17 protein-coding genes are annotated in these 20,880 nt (G+C 45.6%); 16 read left to right on the plus strand and 1 reads right to left on the minus strand.

The window, feature by feature from the left end:
• Positions 1-209 precede the first annotated feature (209 nt).
• Genes aceE through lpdA form a run of 3 tightly spaced genes read left to right on the plus strand, consistent with a single transcriptional unit; the run spans position 210 to position 6,318 of the window.
• Positions 210-2,906, plus strand: coding sequence for a pyruvate dehydrogenase (acetyl-transferring), homodimeric type (aceE, locus tag FD968_RS04050; protein WP_215367492.1), 2,697 nt, complete (start codon positions 210-212; stop codon positions 2,904-2,906).
• 13 nt (positions 2,907-2,919) lie between these two features.
• A complete protein-coding gene (gene aceF, locus FD968_RS04055; protein WP_215367493.1) occupies positions 2,920-4,521 on the plus strand; it encodes a dihydrolipoyllysine-residue acetyltransferase in 1,602 nt (533 codons plus the stop codon).
• Positions 4,522-4,530: 9 nt separating this feature from the next.
• Positions 4,531-6,318, plus strand: a complete 1,788-nt coding sequence (lpdA, locus tag FD968_RS04060; protein WP_215367494.1) for a dihydrolipoyl dehydrogenase — start codon at positions 4,531-4,533, stop codon at positions 6,316-6,318.
• Positions 6,319-6,398: 80 nt separating this feature from the next.
• On the opposite strand, the gene FD968_RS04065 is transcribed toward lpdA, so the two are convergent.
• Positions 6,399-6,773 (minus strand): hypothetical protein, encoded by a 375-nt coding sequence (locus FD968_RS04065; RefSeq protein ID WP_215367495.1) that lies wholly within the window; start codon positions 6,771-6,773, stop codon positions 6,399-6,401.
• Positions 6,774-6,880: 107 nt separating this feature from the next.
• On the opposite strand from FD968_RS04065, the gene FD968_RS04070 reads away from it, so the two are divergent.
• The 13 genes from FD968_RS04070 (at position 6,881) to FD968_RS04130 (ending at position 20,877) form a co-directional block, all read left to right on the plus strand.
• Positions 6,881-7,849 (plus strand): tripartite tricarboxylate transporter substrate binding protein, encoded by a 969-nt coding sequence (locus FD968_RS04070; protein ID WP_215367496.1) that lies wholly within the window; start codon positions 6,881-6,883, stop codon positions 7,847-7,849.
• A 20-nt stretch (positions 7,850-7,869) separates the two neighbouring features.
• Positions 7,870-8,535: an RraA family protein gene (locus FD968_RS04075; RefSeq protein WP_215367497.1), complete on the plus strand. Its 666-nt coding sequence runs from the start codon at positions 7,870-7,872 to the stop codon at positions 8,533-8,535.
• Positions 8,532-9,482 carry a tripartite tricarboxylate transporter substrate binding protein gene (locus tag FD968_RS04080; RefSeq protein WP_215367498.1) on the plus strand — a complete coding sequence of 317 codons (951 nt, stop codon included), beginning with the start codon at positions 8,532-8,534 and terminating at the stop codon, positions 9,480-9,482. Before FD968_RS04075 ends, FD968_RS04080 begins: the two co-directional genes overlap by 4 nt.
• A gap of 5 nt (positions 9,483-9,487) precedes the next feature.
• Complete coding sequence (locus FD968_RS04085; RefSeq protein ID WP_215367499.1) at positions 9,488-10,453, plus strand: tripartite tricarboxylate transporter substrate binding protein; 966 nt, start codon at positions 9,488-9,490, stop codon at positions 10,451-10,453.
• A 120-nt stretch (positions 10,454-10,573) separates the two neighbouring features.
• Complete coding sequence (locus FD968_RS04090) at positions 10,574-11,242, plus strand: transporter substrate-binding domain-containing protein (RefSeq protein ID WP_215367500.1); 669 nt, start codon at positions 10,574-10,576, stop codon at positions 11,240-11,242.
• Positions 11,243-11,271: 29 nt separating this feature from the next.
• The gene (locus tag FD968_RS04095; RefSeq protein WP_215367501.1) at positions 11,272-12,291 is read left to right on the plus strand and encodes an amidohydrolase family protein; all 1,020 of its coding nucleotides are present in this window, start codon (positions 11,272-11,274) and stop codon (positions 12,289-12,291) included.
• Positions 12,292-12,303: 12 nt separating this feature from the next.
• Positions 12,304-12,975 carry an RraA family protein gene (locus FD968_RS04100; protein ID WP_215367502.1) on the plus strand — a complete coding sequence of 224 codons (672 nt, stop codon included), beginning with the start codon at positions 12,304-12,306 and terminating at the stop codon, positions 12,973-12,975.
• Between the two features lie 110 nt (positions 12,976-13,085).
• Positions 13,086-13,967, plus strand: coding sequence for a tripartite tricarboxylate transporter substrate binding protein (locus FD968_RS04105; RefSeq protein ID WP_251367633.1), 882 nt, complete (start codon positions 13,086-13,088; stop codon positions 13,965-13,967).
• 83 nt (positions 13,968-14,050) lie between these two features.
• Positions 14,051-14,911: an AraC family transcriptional regulator gene (locus tag FD968_RS04110; RefSeq protein ID WP_215367504.1), complete on the plus strand. Its 861-nt coding sequence runs from the start codon at positions 14,051-14,053 to the stop codon at positions 14,909-14,911.
• A gap of 126 nt (positions 14,912-15,037) precedes the next feature.
• Positions 15,038-18,022, plus strand: a complete 2,985-nt coding sequence (locus tag FD968_RS04115; protein WP_251367634.1) for a molybdopterin cofactor-binding domain-containing protein — start codon at positions 15,038-15,040, stop codon at positions 18,020-18,022.
• Complete coding sequence (locus FD968_RS04120; protein ID WP_215367505.1) at positions 18,019-18,858, plus strand: xanthine dehydrogenase family protein subunit M; 840 nt, start codon at positions 18,019-18,021, stop codon at positions 18,856-18,858. Before FD968_RS04115 ends, FD968_RS04120 begins: the two co-directional genes overlap by 4 nt.
• Complete coding sequence (locus FD968_RS04125) at positions 18,855-19,349, plus strand: (2Fe-2S)-binding protein (protein ID WP_215367506.1); 495 nt, start codon at positions 18,855-18,857, stop codon at positions 19,347-19,349. The genes FD968_RS04120 and FD968_RS04125 overlap by 4 nt, the downstream gene beginning before the upstream one ends.
• Positions 19,342-20,877: an AMP-binding protein gene (locus tag FD968_RS04130; protein WP_215367507.1), complete on the plus strand. Its 1,536-nt coding sequence runs from the start codon at positions 19,342-19,344 to the stop codon at positions 20,875-20,877. Before FD968_RS04125 ends, FD968_RS04130 begins: the two co-directional genes overlap by 8 nt.
• The last annotated feature ends 3 nt before the right edge of the window (positions 20,878-20,880 follow it).

Here is a 20,880-nt window from a genome sequence, read left to right on the forward strand (position 1 = left end):
ATAAGCCCATTTTGCCTGATCGGGAGCTTTAAACGGGATTTTTGGCTGTCTACATCGATTTCATTTGCATCGCAATATAATCCCACATTATGAGAAATATTATCATTATGTGGAAAATTGCTTGTTTACACCCATATACCTTCCTAGAATGTTGCCTATAGAGTGAATGACTAATGTTGTTGTAATGAAATAACTATTGGAGACAAGTTATGGCTGCGGTTCCTGACCAAATTTTAGGTAAACAAAATCTACAAGATGCTGACCCTGGTGAAACTCAAGAGTGGTTACAGGCCCTAGACGGCGTCATCCACAACGAAGGTCCGCAGCGTGCTGCTTACTTAATCGATCAGCAAATTTCTCATGCACGTGTGAACGGGGTAGATCAACCCTTTCATGCAGAGACTCCTTATATCAATACGATTCCAGTAGAGAACCAAGCGCGCTTGCCAGGTGATCAAAATGTGGAACACCGCATTCGTTCATATACCCGTTGGAATGCGATGGCTATGGTGCTTCGTGCTAACAAAGATACCAACGTTGGCGGTCACATTTCTTCTTTTCAATCAGCGGCAACTTTGTATGACGTTGGTTATAACCACTTCTGGCATGCTCCTTCTCCAGAGCATGGCGGTGACTTAATATTTGTACAAGGTCACTCAGCTCCAGGCGTTTATGCACGCGCTTATATGTTGGGTCGATTAACGGATGGTCAACTCGATAACTTCCGCCAGGAGGTTGGTGGCAAGGGTATTTCGAGCTATCCACATCCTTGGTTGATGCCGGACTTCTGGCAGTTCCCAACAGTATCGATGGGTCTTGGTCCAATCATGGCGATTTACCAAGCCCGCTTCATGAAGTATTTAAGAGACCGTGGTTTTATTCAGGAGCAAGGTCGCAAGGTCTGGGCTTTCTTGGGTGATGGTGAAACGGATGAACCAGAATCTTTGGGTGCCATTGGTATGGCTGGTCGTGAGAAGTTAGACAACCTAATCTTCGTCATTAACTGCAACTTGCAGCGTCTAGATGGACCAGTACGTGGTAATGGAAAAATTATTCAAGAACTCGAGAGTGAGTTCCGTGGCGCTGGTTGGAATGTAATCAAAGTGGTGTGGGGTGGTCAGTGGGATGCTTTGTTTGCTCGCGATAAGAAGGGTATCTTGATGCAACGTCTCGGCGAAATCGTTGATGGCCAATATCAGACCATGAAAGCCAAGAACGGCGCTTATGTTCGTGAGACGGTATTCAATACACCAGAACTCAAAGCCCTAGTGAGTGATTGGAGTGACGAAGAGATTTGGCAGCTCAATCGTGGTGGTCATGATCCCCATAAAGTGTATGCAGCATTTCACGCAGCGGTAAATCATAAAGATCAACCAACCGTGATTTTGGCTCACACCATTAAGGGTTACGGTATGGGTGGTTCTGGTGAGGCGATGAATATTGCACACCAAGCCAAGAAAATGAATGACGATGATGTCCGCCGTTTCCGTGACCGTTTTGAGATTCCAGTTAAAGATGAGCAACTCGATGAGATGCCTTTGGTGAAGTTTGCTGAAGGTAGTCCTGAGCTTGAGTATATGAAAGCGCGTCGTCAAGAATTGGGTGGTTATCTGCCACAACGTCGCGCTAAGGCAGAAAGCTTGCCAGTGCCAGCATTGGATGCATTTGCTCCATTGCTAGAGGCTACCAGTGAAGGTCGTGAGATTTCAACAACGATGGCCTTTGTACGTATGCTCAATACTGTCGTGCGCGATAAGACGATTGGAAAGCGTGTGGTGCCGATCGTTCCAGACGAGTCCCGCACCTTTGGTATGGAGGGTATGTTCCGTCAATTGGGTATTTGGAATCAGTTGGGTCAGCTTTACACCCCAGAAGACCATGATCAATTGATGTTCTATAAAGAGGACAAGACTGGCCAGATCTTGCAAGAGGGTATTAACGAAGCTGGTGGTATGTGCGATTGGATCGCCGCTGCAACTTCTTACTCCACTCATGGCGTACCTATGTTGCCGTTCTATATTTTCTATTCCATGTTTGGTTTCCAACGGATTGGTGACTTAGCTTGGGCGGCGGGAGATATGCGTAGCCGTGGCTTCTTGCTCGGCGGCACTGCAGGTAGAACCACTTTGAACGGTGAAGGTCTACAGCACGAAGATGGTCACAGCCATTTATGGAGCGCTGCAGTACCTAACTGTATTAGCTATGACCCAACTTTTGCATTTGAGTTGGCAGTGGTAATTCAAGACGGTATGCGTCGTATGCTCGAAGTTCAGGAGGATGTGTACTACTACGTGACTTTGATGAACGAAAACTACGCTCATCCAGCAATGCCAAAAGGCGCTGAAAAAGACATCATCAAGGGCATGTATAAGCTGAAGTCTGTTGGTGATAGCAATGCCAAGTTACGTGTTCAGCTACTCGGTTCTGGCACCATCTTCCGCGAAGTGATAGAAGCGGCTGAGATGTTGCAAAAAGATTGGGGTATTGCTTCTGATTTATGGGGTTGCCCAAGTTTCACTGAGCTTGGTCGCGATTGGAATGCGGTTCACCGCGCCAACTTGCTCAACCCAACGGCAGCACCAACACTTTCTCATGTAGAGAAGTGTTTGAAAGATACCTCAGGTCCAATCATTGCCGCTACTGACTATGTTCGTATGTTTGCTGAACAAATTCGTCCGGCAATTCAGCATCTGGGCCGTCGTTATGAGGTCTTGGGTACCGATGGCTTTGGTCGCTCCGATACCCGTGAAAAACTCCGCGACTTCTTTGAAGTTGATCGTCGCTGGGTAGTGATCACTGCTTTGAGATCTTTGGTTGATGCAGGTCAGCTTGATCGTCAGAAATTGGCCGAGGCTATTCAGAAGTATGGTATCGACACTACTAAACCAAACCCAATGACGGTTTAAGCGAGATTAATTCATGAGTCAAATTATTGAAATCAAAGTACCGGATATTGGTGACTATAAAGATGTACCAGTTATCGAGGTTCTCGTTAAAGCCGGCGATACCGTTGAAAAAGAGCAATCAATTGTTGTTCTGGAATCCGATAAGGCTACGATGGATGTACCTTCATCACACTCTGGTGTGGTGAAAGACGTTAAAGTCAAAGTCGGTGATAACCTTTCCGAAGGTTCAGTCGTCATTACTTTAGAAGAAGCTGCTACATCTGTACCTACTCCAATAGCTTCCGCTACACCGGCGCCAGCAGCTCCAGCATCAAGTTCTGGTGGGGCGCCGATTGAAATCAAAGTACCCGATATTGGCGACTATAAAGATGTGCCAGTCATCGAGGTTCTCGTTAAAGCCGGCGATACCGTTGAAAAAGAGCAATCTATCGTAGTGCTTGAGTCTGATAAAGCGACGATGGATGTGCCATCCTCACACTCCGGCATTGTTAAAGAAGTCAAAGTTAAAGTGGGTGACAATCTTTCTGAAGGTTCGGTAGTTGTTATTTTGGAAGGTGGATCTGGTTCTGCATCCACTCCTGTAGCTGCGGTATCTGCATCAGCAGCGCCCGTAGCGAAGGCAGTCGAACCACCAATTCCAAGAGCGCCAGCACCACCTCCAATTAGCAATACCCCACCTCCAGCGGTAGACGCTACATTAAGTCACGCTAGCCCATCAGTGCGTAAATTTGCTCGTGAATTGGGTGTCACGATTACTCAGGTTAAGGGTTCTGGCCCTAAAGGACGTATTACTCAAGAAGACGTGCAAGCATTTGTTAAAGCGGCAATGAGCGGTGGTGCAGGCAGTCCTGCAGCAGCCTCTAGTGGCGGTAGCTTGGGCGGCCTCAATTTGATTCCATGGCCGAAGGTTGATTTCACGAAATTTGGTGAGATTGAGCGTCAACCACTCAATCGTATTAAGAAACTCACTGCTGCTAATTTGGGCCGCAACTGGGTAATGATTCCTGCTGTGACGTATCACGAAGACGCAGACATTACCGACTTAGAAGCATTCCGCGTTCAAACGAATAAAGATAATGAGAAAAAGGGTGTCAAGATTACGATGCTCGCTTTCTTAATGAAGGCTGCGGTAGCGGCATTGAAGAAGCATCCTGAGTTCAATAGTTCTCTGGATGGCGATGACTTGATTTTGAAGAAGTATTTCAATATTGGCTTTGCTGCTGACACTCCAACAGGCTTGGTGGTGCCAGTCATTAAGGATGCTGACAAAAAAGGTATCTTTGAACTCGCCAAGGAAACTTCTGAGTTGGCAGCGCTTGCTCGTGATGGCAAATTGAAGCCAGATCAAATGCAAGGCGCTAGCTTCACGATTTCTTCATTGGGCGGTATTGGTGGAACCTACTTCTCACCCATCGTTAATGCACCTGAAGTCGCTATTTTGGGCGTCAGCAAAGCAGCGATGAAGCCCGTCTGGGATGGCAAGCAATTTGTGCCACGCCTCATTTGCCCATTATCACTCTCTGCAGATCACCGTGTAATTGATGGTGCGTTGGCGACACGCTTTAATGTGTATATCGCTCAACTCTTAGCCGACTTCCGTCGCGCTTCTCTGTAAGGAGGGTCTATGGCTAAGCAAACGATTCTCGTTCCGGATATTGGCGACTACGCAGATGTGCCAGTAATTGAAGTATTGGTCAAAGTGGGTGATGTGATTGAGAAAGAGCAACCCTTGCTCGTACTCGAGTCAGATAAAGCCACGATGGAGGTTCCTGCGGATGCCGCTGGGACGATCATTAGCATCTCAGTCAAGCTGGGCGACAAAGTGAGCAAGGGAACAGTGATTGCAGAGATTGAAGCAAGTACTGCAACAGCAGCGCCTGCTGCAAAGCCAGCGACTGTATCTGCTCCAACACCTGCAGCAGCTCCTGCCGCTATTGCTCCAGCCCCAAAAGCAGGGCAGTACAGCGGTAAGGTAGATCATGAATGTGAAGTATTGGTACTTGGTGCCGGCCCTGGTGGTTATAGTGCGGCATTCCGTAGCGCTGATTTGGGTATGAATACCGTATTAGTAGAACGTTATGCCACTTTAGGTGGTGTGTGCTTGAACGTCGGCTGTATTCCGTCTAAAGCGTTATTACATACTACTGCCGTTATGGATGAAGTAAAAACCATGGCAAAGCATGGCATTACCTTTGGTGCGCCAAAGATTGAGATTGATCAATTGCGTGGCTACAAAGAATCTGTGATTGCAAAACTTACTGGTGGTTTAGCGGGTATGGCTAAAGCACGTAAAGTCAAAGTCGTACGCGGTCTAGGCCACTTCTTAGATGCAAATCACGTTGAAGTTCAGTTAACGAGTGGTGATGGCCAAGATCTTAATGGGCAAAAAGAAGTCATCCGCTTTCAGAAAGCAATCATCGCGGCTGGTAGTCAGCCCGTGAAGTTGCCGTTCTTGCCAGAAGATCCGCGTATTGTCGATAGCACTGGCGCCTTATTACTCAAGAGTATTCCAAAAAGAATGTTGGTCATCGGTGGCGGCATTATTGGCTTAGAGATGGCAACGGTCTACAGCACATTAGGCTCGCGTATTGATATTGCCGAGATGATGGATGGCCTGATGGCTGGTGCTGATCGTGATTTAGAGAAGGTCTGGGAGAAGTTCAATGCCGGACGTTTTGAAAAGATCATGCTAAAGACTCGTGCTGCAAAAGCAGAAGTGAAGCCCGATGGCATTCAAGTGAGCTTTGAAGGTGAGAATGCACCAGCAGATCCGCAGACCTATGACTTGGTCCTCGTAGCGGTTGGACGCACGCCAAATGGTAAGAAGATTGCTGCTGATAAAGCAGGCGTTCAAGTTGATGAGCGCAGCTTTATTCCAGTTGATAAACAAATGCGCACTAATGTTCCCAACATCTTCGCGATTGGCGACTTAGTTGGTCAGCCAATGTTGGCACATAAGGCGGTGCATGAAGGTCACGTTGCTGCCGAGGCTGCAGCGGGCGAGAAGTCTTACTTCGACGCTAAGCAGATTCCATCAGTCGCCTATACCGATCCGGAAGTTGCTTGGGCGGGCTTGACTGAAGAGCAGTGCAAAGCACAAGGCATTGCTTATGAGAAAGGTTTATTTCCATGGGCAGCGAGTGGTCGCGCGATTGCTAACGGTCGTGACGAAGGCTTCACGAAGTTAATCTTTGATGCCAAAACCCATCGCATTATTGGTGGCGGCATTGTAGGCACACATGCTGGCGATCTCATTGGTGAAGTCTGCCTGGCAATTGAAATGGGCGCTGATGCAGTCGATATCGGCAAAACTATTCATCCACACCCCACACTAGGGGAGTCTGTTGGTTTGGCAGCAGAGGCAGCTCATGGCCACTGTACTGACTTGCCACCAGTGAAGAAGAAAGCATAAGCAGTACTTTGCAATACTGTAAAAGAAAAAGCCCCGAGAGTTCGGGGCTTTTGAATTTTTAAGGCAGATGAAAATACGCTTTATGAAATGAGATCGCTATTGAGCTGCCGAATGCGTTCATCTACGTAATATCCGCCACATTCGGTGTAACGAAGGTATTTGCATCCACAATGCATGCACTCATATACGTCAGACTTGTTGTAGGGGTGAAAAGAGATTGAGATAGGGGCATCTTTGGACCACATATCAGTGCCATTGGGGTGATCTTCTTCCCAGCATTCCGGGGCATCTTCCACCCTTAAGGTCCCGAGGCACTCTAGAGTATTTGTCATGAAGCCTCCAGGGACGCTTTCCCAGCCAGCGCAGCTTAGAGACTGACAGTCAGGACACTTTTCTTTAGAGTCAAAAGACTTTGCAATCGATAGCAATTCGTCTCTATTGAGGCTTTTGGTCATTTCAAGAAATTTATATAAAAGGGCGCTGAGTAAGGTATATTTTTACTAAAGAATAGATCTTAGCTTATGCCCTATACGGATAGGCGAATAAAGAGAGAATATCAATAATGAAGAGACAGCTATTTCTAGGGGCAGGACTTTGTTTGGCGCTATCCATGCTAAATGCAAACGCGCAAGGCGCCTATCCTTGTCCAACAGTGAAATTCGTTTCTCCCTATCCACCAGGGGGCACAACGGATATTTTGGCAAGAATGCTAGCTCCAGGATTGGCAAAGCAACTTGGAACCAATGTAATTGTTGAAAACAAAGGTGGAGCGAGCAGCAATATTGGAACGGAGTATGTTGCTAATTCTGCTTCGGATGGTTGCACTTTATTGCTGGGCAACAACACGGGTGTAGTAATTAACCAAAACTTATATAAGCTAAAGATTAACCCCTCAAAAGATTTGGCTGCTGTTGCCGAAATTGCATCAGTTCCTTTGGTGCTTTATGTTAACTCTGCGGTACCGGCGAATAACGTGGGTGAGCTCATTGAGCTCATCAAAAATAATCCAGGTAAATATAGTTATGCCTCAGGAGGTAGTGGAAGCCCGCAGCATCTCATGGGTGAAATGCTGAAAGTAGAAAAGCAATTGGATCTCACCCACATACCCTATAGGGGTCAAGGCCCTGCAATGGCTGATGTGCTCGCCGGTCAGGTGCCGATTGCATTTGAAACAACTACAACGATTGCGGCTCAGATATCCTCTGGACGCATCCGAGTGCTGGCAACCACTGGTGCCGTCAGACCAAAAAACTTTCCCAACGTACCTACGATGAAAGAGCTTGGCTTTAACAGCTTTGTGATTGAAAACTGGTACGGCGTATTTGTGGCAGCTAAAACTCCATCCGTTCTGATTGCTAGATTAAATAAAGCGATTAATGCAGTGATGAAGGAGCCGGAGGTATCAGCCAGTCTCAATAAGATGGGCTCAAGTGATGTCGCAGGAACCCCCGAACAATTTACACAATTTATTAATAAAGAGATTCCTTATTGGGAGTCTTTGGTCAAGCGCACAGGCGCGACAGTCGATTAAATACTTGAAGAGGAATCAAAATGAATAATGGTTATGAAATCAACCCAAGAAAAGAAGCCTTTAAAGAGGGCATTGCTGCCTTAACTGGACTAGCCACTTCCATAGTGAGTGATGTTCTTGGGCGAACCATTGGGGCAGTAGATATCTTGCCGGTCAATAAGTCACCCGTGTCAGTCTGTGGCAATGCTGTCACTGTCTGCGTTCGGGCTGGTGATAATTTGATGATTCATAAGGCATTGCAAATTCTCAAACCAGGCGATGTTTTGGTTGTGGATGGTGGCGGCGATATTTCACGTGCCTTGTTTGGTGAAATCATGATGACGGTTGCCAAATCAAGAGGCGCCATTGGCGCAGTTTTGGATGCGGCGATTCGAGATGTGGAAGCATTCGAGAGACATCAATTCCCTTGTTGGGCACGCGGAGTCAATATGCGTGGCCCGTTTAAAGATGGTCCTGGCAGTATTAATGTTCCTGTATCAATCGGCGGGATGGTGATTCATCCTGGTGATGTTATCTTGGGTGACTGTGATGGCATCATCGCGTTATCTCCTGAAGTTGCGCTAGAGGGTGCACGCCTAGGCAAAGAAAAAGAAGCTGTAGAGCGCAAAACGATCCAATCCATTCATGATGGCAAGTACGATGACGCATGGATAGATGTAACGCTAAAACAAAAGGGTGTCATATGATGTTGAGAAGCTTAGTTGCCAGCTTGCTGAGCGTAATTGCTTTCAATACATTCGCTGCTTATCCCGATAAATCAATCAAATTCCTAGTGCCCTGGCCGCCTGGTGGTGCAACCGATCAAGTGGCTCGCCTTTTGGTGCAGCCCCTCACAAAAGAGTTGGGCGTATCTGTATTTGTTGAAAACAAAGGTGGCGCTGGTGGCAATATTGGTACTCAAGCATTTTTGCAAGATAAGCCCGATGGTTATTCCATTCTGATGGCTACAAGCTCTACGAATGCAGCTGGTCCACACTTGTTTGCAAATCAGGGTTTTGATCCTGCCAAAGACTTCACTCCAGTGGTATTGGTTTGTACGATTCCAAACATCATGGTTGTGCCAGCCTCTTCACCATGGAATAGTCTCAAAGACTTAATGAATGATGCAAAACAGAATCCAGGTAAGTTTACTTATGGGTCTGCGGGTATTGGCGCCTCACAGCATCTAGCGGGAGCCCAATTTAAAACAGTGACCGGTTTGGATATTCGACATGTCCCTTATAAAGGTAGCGGTCCAGCAGCCTTAGATCTGATGGCAGGTCATATCGACATGATGATGGATACAGGGTCAATGGCCAACATTAAAGGTGGCAAGTTAAAGGCTTTAGGTGTTGCATCAGAGAAGCGTATTCCTGAGTTGCCCAATGTGCCAACCATGAAAGAAGCTGGCGCACCCATGGTGGCCAATGCTTGGTATGGTGTGATGTTGCCAGCTAGCGCTCCAAAAGACGTTACTGAAAAACTGAATAAGGCATTCAATAAAGTCCTGAAAGATCCCGAAGTTCAAAAAAGCCTTCAGGGAATTGGTGCTCAGGTAGATGGAGGATCTGTTGCGGAATTTACCAAGTTCTCGCAGTCTGAAATCAAGCGCTACGAGGGGATTGTAAATATGTCAGGAGCACCTAAAGAGTGATTGTCATGCATAAAATCATCTTCAGCTTTCTGGTTGCGATCAATTTATTATTTGGTAGCAATGTTATGGCTCAGGATTATCCAAATAAACCGATGAAGTTTTTGGTAGGCTATGCTCCCGGTGGCGCCGTTGACTTAGTTGCCAGAACCTTGGGTCAAAGTTTGTCCGCCTCAATGGGGCAGCCCATTCTGATTGAAAACAAACCGGGTGCTGGTACTAATATCGCCGTGAAGCAGTTGATTGATAGTCCGCCCGATGGCTATACCTTGATGGTTGCAGCAAATGCCTTGGCAGCCAATATGTCTTTGTATAAGCCACAACCCTTTGATATTGATAAAGACATTACGCCGATTGCCATGATTGGGCGTGTTCCCGTAGTTATTGCCACTTCTGCCGATGGTAAGTATCAAAAATTATCTGATTTGATAAAGGCTGCAAAAGCAAATCCCGATTACATTACCTATGGTACGCCTGGTAATGGCGCGACACCGCATATGGCAATGAAATTTTTCGAACAAGCTGCTGGAATGTCCTTAAAGCACGTTCCCTATAAGGGCGGAGCTCCTGCGATTACGGATTTGATAGGTGGCCAGTTAGATTTGGTTGCGGTAAATATGTTGGAGGTTGCTCCTCACGTTAAAAGCGGCAAGCTAAAGATTATTGCTGTGATGAGTTCGAAGCGTTCCCCATTATTTCCGGATGTACCGACGGTCGCAGAATCTGGTTTCCCAGGTTTTGAAGCATCTGTTTGGTATAGCTTAATTGCGCCTGCTAAAACTCCGGCTGCCATCGTGAAGACGCTTCATGCTCAAGTGGAGAAAGCATTGCAATCCAAAGAGATGACGGAGCGATTGGGCTCTGTAGGCGGAGAAGTGAGTCCCGGAACAACTGCACAATTTACTGCTTATTTAAATTCAGAGCGTAAGCGCTACGAGAAGTTGGTACGCGAAGCCAATATTCAGCCGGATTGAGGCTAGGTAATGAAATTTTGGTATAGCTGTAAGCTAATTCTATCGTTACTGATTTGCTTAGCGCTAGTAGCTTGTACCACTACTTCAAACAATATACTTGCCCCACAGGGAGCCTTAAGAATGGGTTTGTACAAGGGAAGCCCTACATCCATTCTCCCGGGCGATGGTTCAAAACCTACGCGTGGTATTGGCTATGAGCTAGGGCAGAGTTTAGCCGCCCAAATCGATGCACAGTTCATCCCAGTGGTATTTGAAAAGAATGCGGATGTATTGGCTGCAGTTAAGAATAACGAAGTAGATTTGGTCTTTACGAACGCCAGCGCAGATCGGGCTCAATATATTCAGTTTTCAAAATCCGTAATTCGAATCGAGAAGGGATTTTTAATCAGCCCTAAAAGCACAGTTCAGTCGCAAGCAGAAGTGAATGACCCAAAAATTAAAATTGGGTATAGCGTAGGCAGTAATTCTCAAGCCGAGCTACCAATGCTTATTCCCAAGGCTAATTTGGTACAAACTAGCTCAACTAAGCAGGCTATTGCAATGTTGAAAATAGGGGGGATTGATGGATTTTCAACAAACAAAGCTATTTTGTTTGAGATGGCCCCCTCAGTGCCGGGGTCAAGAGTGCTACCTGATGTTATTGGCTATGAGAATCTGGCCTTGGGTACGCCAATAAATCGTCAAGGCTCAGCTCAATTTCTCAATCATTTCGTAGATCACATGGTTGCAACAGGTAAGCTCAATGAATACATACAGCGCTCAGGCATTCAAGGCCTGGCACCAAACTAAACACTTCATCCTATCAAAAGGGGTATTAGATGATTATTGATTGTCATGGCCACTACACTACCGCGCCAAAAGCATTAAAGGCATGGCGTGACGCCCAGGTTGCCAATTTAAATACCCCTGAGTTAGGGCCTAAGGTATCTGATTTAAAAATCAGTGACGATGAGATTTGTGAGTCGATAGAGTTAAATCAACTCGCTAGAATGAAAGAGCGGGGCATCGATGTCACCATCTTTTCTCCTCAGGCGAGTTTTATGACTCATCATATTGGTGACTTCAATACCTCAGCAACTTGGGCTGCACTTTGTAATGAGCTTTGTTTTCGGGTGACGCAGTTGTTTCCTAAAAACTTTGTGGGTGCCGCAATGCTGCCACAGTCACCCGGTGTGGATACCAGCACCTGTCTGCCTGAAATGCGTAAATGTATTAATGAGTACGGGTTTGTGGGCATTAACCTAAATCCTGATCCTTCTGGCGGTCATTGGCGCGATCCCCCATTAAGTGACTCTTATTGGCATCCAATCTATCAGGAGATGATTGCTTTAGATGTACCAGCAATGATTCATGTGAGTACGAGCTGCAATGATTGTTTCCATACTACTGGCGCACATTATCTAAATGCAGATACAACAGCTTTTATGCAGTGCTTGACCTCTGAGTTATTTAGCCAGTTCCCAGCTTTGCGCTTCTTGATTCCTCATGGCGGTGGAGCTGTTCCATACCATTGGGGGCGCTTTAGAGGATTAGCAAAAGATATGAATATTCCTGACATTAACCAAAAGCTTCTGAATAATATTTACTTTGACACCTGTGTGTATCACCAGCCAGGCATCAACCTCTTAACGGAGGTAATTCCTGCAAAAAATATTCTGTTTGCATCTGAAACTTTTGGTGCTGTGAAAGATATCGATCCTGATACCGGATTTTATTTTGATGACACCCGTCGCTATCTCAATGCTGTGGATGGATTAAGTAGTCAAGAGAAGAGCATGATCTTCGAAGGCAATGCACGTAAAGTATTTTCTAGAATTAATAACAGAATTCCTAAGTAAGCGGGGTATACGATGACATCTCAAGAATTTGATCGCTTATATAGGGGCCGACTGGAGAAGTTGGCGACCTCAAACTTAAGTGATGCCCTGGATAAACTTGGAATTGCAGCTGCAGTGATTGGGATTATTCCGCAATGGGGCAAAACTAAAGTGATCGGCAGAGCAATTACGATTCGAATGATTGCGGCAGGCGCTGCACAAAGTAAGGCTCACCTCGGTGTAGATGCAATATTCTCAGCCTCTCCAGGTGATGTGATCGTGATTGATAATCGTGGCGATCTTAATAACAACTGCTGGGGTGAAATTCTTTCAATGGGCTCTTTGCAGAAAAAGATTTCTGGTGTGGTGGTGGACGGTGCAGTGCGTGACGTCGATACCTGTGAAGAATTTGGCTTTCCAGTGCATGCAAGGGGTACGGTTCCTATTACTGCTCGAGGTCGAATTGTCCAAGAGGCTTGGAATATCCCCATTCGGATCGGAAATATTCCCGTTATACCAGGTGATGTGATTGTTGCTGATATTAATGGAGTGGTGGCGATTCCCGCTAGTAAGCTTCAAGAGGTGCTTGATGCAGCAGAGGGTATTGCTGCTAAAGAGTTGGCGATGGTTGAGGCTTTAAGGGCAGGACAGTCAATCATTGATGTGGATAAGCAATTTAATTACGAGCAAATGTTAAAAGGTTAGGTGACGATATGAGTTTGATATACATCTTTAGAGGAATAATTTTTAAAACCCTTTGCTTGATCTATTTTGGACTAAGCGCTCAATTAGCATACGCCCAATATCCATGCTCGGTGATTAAAATCATTTCTCCTTATCCGCCAGGCGGAGCCAGTGATGTTCTAGCAAGAATGCTAGTTCCAGGCCTATCTAAGCAATTAAATACCACCGTCATTGTAGAAAATAAAACAGGAGCTAGTGGCAATATCGGTACTGATTTTGTGAGTAGTGCTACTGGTGATGGTTGTACCTTACTGCTAGGCAATAGCACTGGTATTGTGATCAACCGAAATCTTTACAAACTTCGCAATGACCCCATTACTAGTTTGAGGCCGGTTGCTGAGGTGGCTGCGGTGCCGATGGTGCTCTATGTAAACTCGTCTGTACCTGCTAATTCGGTAGCAGAGTTAATTGCATTGATTAAGAAAGAGCCAGGTAAATATAGTTTTGCTTCACCTGGTAGCGGGAGCACGCACCATCTTTTAGGTGAATTACTCAAGTTGGAGCAAAAGCTGGATATGACTCATATCCCATACCGAGGGTCTGGTCCAGCAATTGCAGATGTGCTGGCAGGGCAAGTACCAATGGCTTTTGAGTCTACCGGCGCAATGGTTCCCCATCTAAATAGTGGCAAGGTAAGGGCGCTTGCCACTACAGGGGCAGTAAGAGCAAAAAATTTGCCAGACGTCCCTACAATGAAAGAACTTGGCTACTCTAAATTTGTTGTTGAGAATTGGTATGGAATTTTTGTCCCAGCAAAAACGCCCACAGCACTGGTTAATCAGCTTAACAAAGAGATTAATAAAATATTAGCAACAGGCGATGTTGCAGAGAGCCTATCAAAGATGGGGTCTTTAAATAGCGAGCAAACACCAGAGCAATTTGCTGCCTTTGTAAAGAAAGAGATTCCCTATTGGGAGCTTCTTGTGAAGCAGTCTGGTGCGACTGCAGAATAGGCTTTCGGGCATAAGCGAATTTCTTTTGCGCTGCAATATAAACTGCCTCTCTCAAATTTCTGGTCTGTGAGATGATTTGAGATATGTCTAAGGTAATTCGACTTCTACACGGTGAGTTTGGTCGCGTCGCGCTTCTAGAAATGGATGCGCCTTTAGTCACGCATGCCCATCATCATTGCCATATTCTGTGTAAGGTAGGTGGTCCAGATACCGCTTTTCAGGTCAGAGGCAAAAATTGCCCTTTGACTAACGACAATGCGGTACTGATCAATGCCTGGGAAGAGCATTCGTATCTCCATTTGCCAGTAGGCGGTAGCAATCCTGTTTTACTGGCCCTATATCTAGAGCCAAAGTGGCTAGCTTCATTTAGTAAAAAATTCTTGGCTAGTAGTCACCCCCGTTTTTTCATGAACAATCTATCTACATTGGGTGCGCATCAAAAGCAGGCTTTAGAAAAGATATCAATGGAATTGTGGTGGTCGGATCAGATCACACATGAACAGCTTGAGTCCATGCTGCTAGAGTTAACGCTTGGTTTTATGGAAAGCGCTGATGTGCTCACATCTGGCGACTTAAGAAATACTGGTAATACCTTGGCTTTTATGGATCCTCGCATTCGTAAGGCGATTCATCTTATGCGTACGTCCCCACAGGGATTTACTGATATTGCAACGGTAGCCCAAAGCGTTAATTTGTCACGCTCTCATTTTTTTGAGCTATTTCGACGCTGTACAGGTTTATCACCAGTAGTTTTTGCCAATGTACTGAGAATGGAATTCGCATTTGATGCTCTCGCCGATAAAGACGAGAGCTTGATTCACATTGGGGATGAATTAGGATTTTCTGCTCAAGGTCACTTCACGCGTTTCTTTAAGCAGCATCAAGGGGTAACTCCAAGTCTTTATCGTCAGCAGGTTGAGAAGGCCCCAAAACTAGACTCCTAGGGTTTACCTGATGCACAAAATCAGACTCTAAGGTAAGTCGCTGGACTCTCAGGTAAGCGTTCTAGGCAAGGCCTTATTAAGCTTCTTTCAGCTTTTGTTGCTTCATATTTTGCTGAAAAGAAACCCTTGGAACAAACAACACATCATTTAGGAAAAGCCAGCCAGCGTGTAGAGGATTCTGCACTGCTAACGGGCGGTGGCCGCTTTCTGGATGACCTTCCTTTGCCAGTCGGCACCCTATATGCCGCTGTAGTTCGATCTCCCATCGCTCATGGAAAGATTTTATCTATCGATGTATCGCCAGCATTGAAGATTAAAGGGGTGCGGGGTGTTCTAACGATTGAGGATGTGCAGGCTTGGTCAAACCCATTGGTGGTTGCCGTCAAATCACCAATGCGTCCCTGGGTTTTGGCAAGTGAGTTTGTGCGATATGTAGGTGAGCCAATTGCAATAGTGATTGCAGAATCTAGAGCTCTTGCAGAAGATGGTGTAGAAAGTGTTGTCCTTAACGTAAAACCATTGCCAGCAGTCGTTGATGTAGATGAGGCGCTCAAAAGTGATTCCGTCATTTTGCATAAAGATATTGCCAATAATTGTGTATCTGACCGTTCGTTTTCTTATGGTGATCCCGATGGTGCATTTCAAGCGGCAGCAAATGTTATAGAGGTTGATATTCGTTACCCTCGTAATTCTTGCACGCCGCTAGAGACTGGCGGGGTAGTGGCGCAGTGGCGTCCAGCAGATGGTAGTTATGAGGTTACTTCAAATTTTATGGGCCCATTTTCACTCCATGTAGTGATGGCAGCGGCCCTGAAGGTGCCAGGAACAAAATTACGCCATCATGTCCCCCTTGATTCGGGTGGAAGTTTCGGCGTCAAACAATCAGTCCTTCCATACGTCATTCTTTGCTGTCTAGCATCTCGCAAGGTAGGTGCTCCAGTGAAGTTTATTGAAGATCGACTCGAACATTTGCAGGCTGCCACCTCAGCAACATCAAGGCATACTCATCTGCGAGCCGCTGTAGATGCTAATGGAAAAATATTAGCCTTAGATTATGACCAGATTGAGGATTGTGGTGCTTATCTACGCGCTCCAGAACCTGCAACGCTTTATCGTATGCACGGCTGTGTAACTGGCCCATATCAGATTGGCAATTTAAAAATTCGTAATCGCGTAGTGCTAATTAATAAGACGCCAACTGGATTGGTTCGTGGTTTTGGTGGCCCGCAAGTATATTTTGCGCTTGAACGTTTAGTACATAAGATTGCAAAGCAGTTGGGCAAAACTCATCAAGAAATCGCTTCATTAAATTATGTGCAAAAAGATCAATTTCCATATCGAGCAGCAGCTGGTGCGCTATTGGATTCCGGAGATTATCAAAAAGCTCTCGACACTCTTCAAGCTTCGCCTGAATTCAAAAGGCTTCTGAGTCGCAGGGAACAGGCTCGCAAAGAAGGGCGTATGTATGGTATTGGCATTGCGTCTATCGTAGAGCCATCAGTATCCAATATGGGGTATATCACTACAGTGTTAACGCCTGAGCAAAGAGCAAAAGCAGGCCCAAAAAATGGCGCAATCACTTCAGCAACTGTAAGTGTTGATCCATCTGGCAATATCTCTGCAAATATCGCCTCAGCCCCAGCCGGGCAGGGGCATCAAACGGTGATAGGTCAATTATTGGCGGATGTATTTGGAGTCTCTCCATCCCAAATCCAAGTCAATGTTGATTTTGATACTGCAAAAGATGCCTGGTCTATTGCAGCTGGTAATTATTCGAGTCGGTTTGCTGGGGCAGTTGCGGGAACCGTTTTTTTGGCGGCAGAAAAACTGAAAGTACGGATTGCGGCTTACGCTGCACACGTTCTCAAGGTCAAGCCTGATCAATTGATATTTGCCAATGGCCATATCTCAGTCATTGGTCGAGAAAATGATGCAATTCCATTTTCCAGAATCTGTGGAAACTTTCATTGGTCCCCGGGTCTGGTCCAAGAGGCGCTTGGTAAGGATGTGCTTTTAGCGCTTCAAGAAACCCAATTTTGGAGTGCTGATGTATTGCAGGCGCCAGATGAAAACGATCGAATTAATACTTCTGCTGCCTATGGCTTTGCTTTAGATGCCTGCGGTATAGAGATTGATCCATTGAGTTGCTCACCTAAGATTGATGGATATATTTCAGTCCATGATGCTGGGAAAATTCTTAATCCCGCATTGGCGGATGGGCAGGTGTATGGAGCTTTTGCTCAGGCTGTTGGCGCTGCACTTTTAGAAGAGTTTGTTTATAGCAGTGATGGTAATTTCTTATCAGGTACATTTGCTGACTATCGTTTACCAACTGCCAGTGACGTTGTTGCTCCAAAAATTTACCACCAAGAATCGCCAAGTCCGTTTACGCCATTGGGCTCTAAAGGCATCGGCGAGGGAAATAGTATGAGCACCCCAGTTTGTATAGCTAATGCTATCTCAGACGCCTTGAATATTGAAGATATCGTATTGCCTGCAACTCCTAGCCGAATTCATGCGCTACTAGTATCTAAGGGCGATCTTCCAAAAGACAATGTAGCGCATACAACATCTTCACTCGAGTCGAACTCGGATTACCCACTTAAAGCTCAAGGTGAGGTGAAGCTAAATGTTGCCCCAGAAGAAATTTTTAATGTCTTGTTAAATCGTGCTCGTTTACAAAAGGTAATACCTGGTTGCGAATCTATTACTGAATCCACTATTCCAGACGGAATTCGTTTTGATTGCATTGCAGTAGTCCGCATTGGGGTAGCAAAAGCAAAATTTAATGCAGTTGTTAATTTAACGAATATCAAAAGACCTACTAGCTTTTCTCTTGGTGGGGAGGGTCGGGGTCCACTAGGAATGGCTCTTGGTATCGGCGAAGTTGTGCTAAGAAGCGAAGCTGGTATGACGGTATTGAAATATGACTATCAAGCTCAAGTTTCAGGTAAGTTGGCCGCCATCGGCAGTCGTTTGCTTGAGGGAGCAATTCGCTTGGTATTAGATCAGCTATTCCGAGCGCTTGCAAAAGAAGCAGGCGCCAAACCGGAGGGGCTTCTGACATACATACAAAATTTCTTTAGAAGTTTATTTGGAGCTCATAAATGAAGCCGGCTCCATTTCAAATGCACTTTGCACAATCGCAGGATGAAGTTCTCAAGCTTCTAGATCTGCACGGAGAGGATGCCCGGATTCTGGCTGGTGGACAAACCTTGGTGCCAGTATTGGCAATGCGAGTTGCCAATCCAAAACACCTAATTGACATCAATCAAATTGAAGAGTTTAAGCGTTATCACGTCATTAACGGAGCTCTTCATGTGGGTGCTGGCGTGAGACAGTCGGAGCTAGAAGATTGGCGTGATCTTTCAGCGGTTCAACCCTTATTGAAAATGATGTTTCCATGGATTGCACACACTCCGATCCGTAATCGTGGGACTATTTGTGGATCGATAGCTCATGCCGATCCTAGTGCTGAATTGGTATTGGCTCTAGCCACCCTAGGTGGTTCGGTCCATCTAGTAAGTAAGCAAAGAAAGCGAACCGTAAAAGCAAATGATTTTTTCTTGGGCGCTCTTCAGACCGATCGCCATTCTGATGAATTGATTACATCAGTTCAGTTTCCAATCAAGACCGATAGGGTTGGCTATGGATTCTCTGAGTTTGGCTATCGTCATGGGGACTTTGCCGTTGTAGCCGTAGCCTCGATCAAAGAGGGAAGTCATTGGACTATCGGATTTGGTGGCATAGATGACACGGTTAAGGTTCATCGTTTTTCTGCTGATTCATTTGATGATGCATGCCAGGCAATCGATCAACTTGCTTCGACTCTTGAGGTTAGGGAGGATCCAACTGCAACGTCGGGTTTGCGCCGGCATCTCATGAGGACTTTAGGTAGAAGTTCATGTCAACAAGCTTTTGAATTTAGAAATGATGTGATGGTATGAAAGATCATTTAATCAAATTAACCTTAAATGGAATGACTCGTGAGGCTGGCTGTGACTCACGGACGACATTATTAGATTTCATTCGCCATGACCTTGGGGCCACAGGGACACATTCGGGATGTGAGCACGGAGTCTGCGGCGCCTGTACTGTGGAACTTAATGGTCAAATTGTGCGCTCTTGTCTCATGTTTGCATGCCAAGCAGAGGGTGCAACTATTAAAACCGTTGAAGGCATTGCTAATAACGAGAGCATGTCTGATTTGCAAATTGCTTTTAGAAAGCATCATGCATTGCAGTGTGGCTTTTGTACCCCAGGATTTTTGATGTCTGCAGAAGATTTATTAAGGAAGAATCCGCACCCCACGGAGCAGGAGGTACGCGAAGGCTTGTCTGGTAATTTATGTCGTTGTACTGGATACGTAGGAATTGTTGAGGCAGTTTTAGAAGTTGCATCGTTCAGAGCGCAAGCAAATGGAGGTCAGCATGCTTGATCTAGGCAGAACATTTTTGCAGGCAGTTGAGCGCGAGCCATCCAGGCTAGCAATTGTTGATGGTCAAAAGCGATATTCCTACCAGGAGTGGTCACGTCATATTGGTGCTATCCAACAGTTTTTTTATGAGCAAGGCTTAAGTCGAGGCGATCGAATTCTGACAATTTTGCAAAATCGCTATGAGGCAGCAACAATTCATTGGGCTTGTCAGATGGCGGGAATAGCTATAGTTCCCTTGAACTGGAGATCGAAGTCTGAGGAGATTGATTATTGCGCTCAAAATGCTGACGTGAAGTTAGCATTTGTAGAAGAGATATCGCTTCAAAATTATCTAGATTCTGAGACTAGTAAATCAGTCTCAGTAATCTTATGTGCTGATCAATCGTCTTCATCTCAACATATTTATTTTGACCAAATTGTTCAAAATAAAACAGATCCTATTGCAAACGGACATATAGAAGATATTTCGGTCATGCTGTTTACATCCGGTACTACTGGAAAGCCTAAAGGGGTACCAAGAAAGCAGCGCGCAGAAAGAGCGGCAGGAATAGCCCATGTGGCACAAAACCAATATGCGATGGGCGAAGTAACGCTTGGTGTAATGCCGCTCTATCACACGATGGGAGTGCGCACCTTACTGTCATTATGTATTGTGAACGGAACCTATGTTGCCGTACCTCGTTGGGAGGTAGAAAAGGCGTTGGATTTTATTGAGTCTGAAGGAGTAACACATCTATACCTCGTTCCCACGCTCTACCATGACATGCTGCAGTCTTCAAAGTTCAATTCCCATCGAGTAAGGTCAGTCAGAAAGCTAGGATTTGCAGGGGCACCGATGCATGATGCGCTTCTATTGAAATTAAATGAAGCTTTTAACCCGCAACTATTTGTAAATCACTATGGATCTAGTGAGATCTACACTTACACCATCAATCAGGATGCTGTAAAGAAACCAGGGTGTGCTGGTAAAGCCGGTTTAAATGCCCGTATTAGGGTTGCCAAATTAGATCAAGGCAATCAACAAACGAAACCAACAGAGTTAGCAGCAAATGGCGAAGAGGGGCAAATCATTTGCGACCTGTCTGGCGATGAGGCATTTGAAGGGTACTGGAAGCGTCCAGATGCTGATCAAAAGACGATTCGTGATGGCTGGTATTTTACTGGCGATACGGGTTACTACGATGATGCTGGTGATTTATTTGTTACTGGACGGGTGGATGACATGATTATTTCAGGGGGAGAAAATATTTCTCCAGTTGAGATTGAATCTATATTGTCGCTACATCCATCGGTTGGAGAGGTGGCAGTTGCCGGCCTAAAAGACGAGCGTCTCGGTCAAAAAGTAGTGGCGTTTATTAGAGCCTCTGGTTCGGTAGATTCAGATGCATTGGATCAATATTGCCGTGGCTCGGATTTAATCAACTTCAAACGTCCACGTGAATATGTTTTTGTAAAAGAGATTCCCAAGTCACCAGTAGGGAAAGTATTGCGGCGCATGTTAGTCGCAGGTGAATATGAAAGAGCGTAATTT

This window comes from Polynucleobacter sp. AP-Titi-500A-B4 (assembly GCF_018688095.1).
Taxonomy (GTDB): domain Bacteria; phylum Pseudomonadota; class Gammaproteobacteria; order Burkholderiales; family Burkholderiaceae; genus Polynucleobacter.

Coding starts and splice junctions, on each gene's coding strand:
- aceE (WP_215367492.1), top strand. CDS start 210: ATGGCTGCGGTTCCTGACCAAATTTTAGGTAAACAAAATCTACAAGAT.
- aceF (WP_215367493.1), top strand. CDS start 2,920: ATGAGTCAAATTATTGAAATCAAAGTACCGGATATTGGTGACTATAAA.
- lpdA (WP_215367494.1), top strand. CDS start 4,531: ATGGCTAAGCAAACGATTCTCGTTCCGGATATTGGCGACTACGCAGAT.
- FD968_RS04065 (WP_215367495.1), bottom strand. CDS start 6,773: ATGACCAAAAGCCTCAATAGAGACGAATTGCTATCGATTGCAAAGTCT.
- FD968_RS04070 (WP_215367496.1), top strand. CDS start 6,881: ATGAAGAGACAGCTATTTCTAGGGGCAGGACTTTGTTTGGCGCTATCC.
- FD968_RS04075 (WP_215367497.1), top strand. CDS start 7,870: ATGAATAATGGTTATGAAATCAACCCAAGAAAAGAAGCCTTTAAAGAG.
- FD968_RS04080 (WP_215367498.1), top strand. CDS start 8,532: ATGATGTTGAGAAGCTTAGTTGCCAGCTTGCTGAGCGTAATTGCTTTC.
- FD968_RS04085 (WP_215367499.1), top strand. CDS start 9,488: ATGCATAAAATCATCTTCAGCTTTCTGGTTGCGATCAATTTATTATTT.
- FD968_RS04090 (WP_215367500.1), top strand. CDS start 10,574: ATGGGTTTGTACAAGGGAAGCCCTACATCCATTCTCCCGGGCGATGGT.
- FD968_RS04095 (WP_215367501.1), top strand. CDS start 11,272: ATGATTATTGATTGTCATGGCCACTACACTACCGCGCCAAAAGCATTA.
- FD968_RS04100 (WP_215367502.1), top strand. CDS start 12,304: ATGACATCTCAAGAATTTGATCGCTTATATAGGGGCCGACTGGAGAAG.
- FD968_RS04110 (WP_215367504.1), top strand. CDS start 14,051: ATGTCTAAGGTAATTCGACTTCTACACGGTGAGTTTGGTCGCGTCGCG.
- FD968_RS04120 (WP_215367505.1), top strand. CDS start 18,019: ATGAAGCCGGCTCCATTTCAAATGCACTTTGCACAATCGCAGGATGAA.
- FD968_RS04125 (WP_215367506.1), top strand. CDS start 18,855: ATGAAAGATCATTTAATCAAATTAACCTTAAATGGAATGACTCGTGAG.
- FD968_RS04130 (WP_215367507.1), top strand. CDS start 19,342: ATGCTTGATCTAGGCAGAACATTTTTGCAGGCAGTTGAGCGCGAGCCA.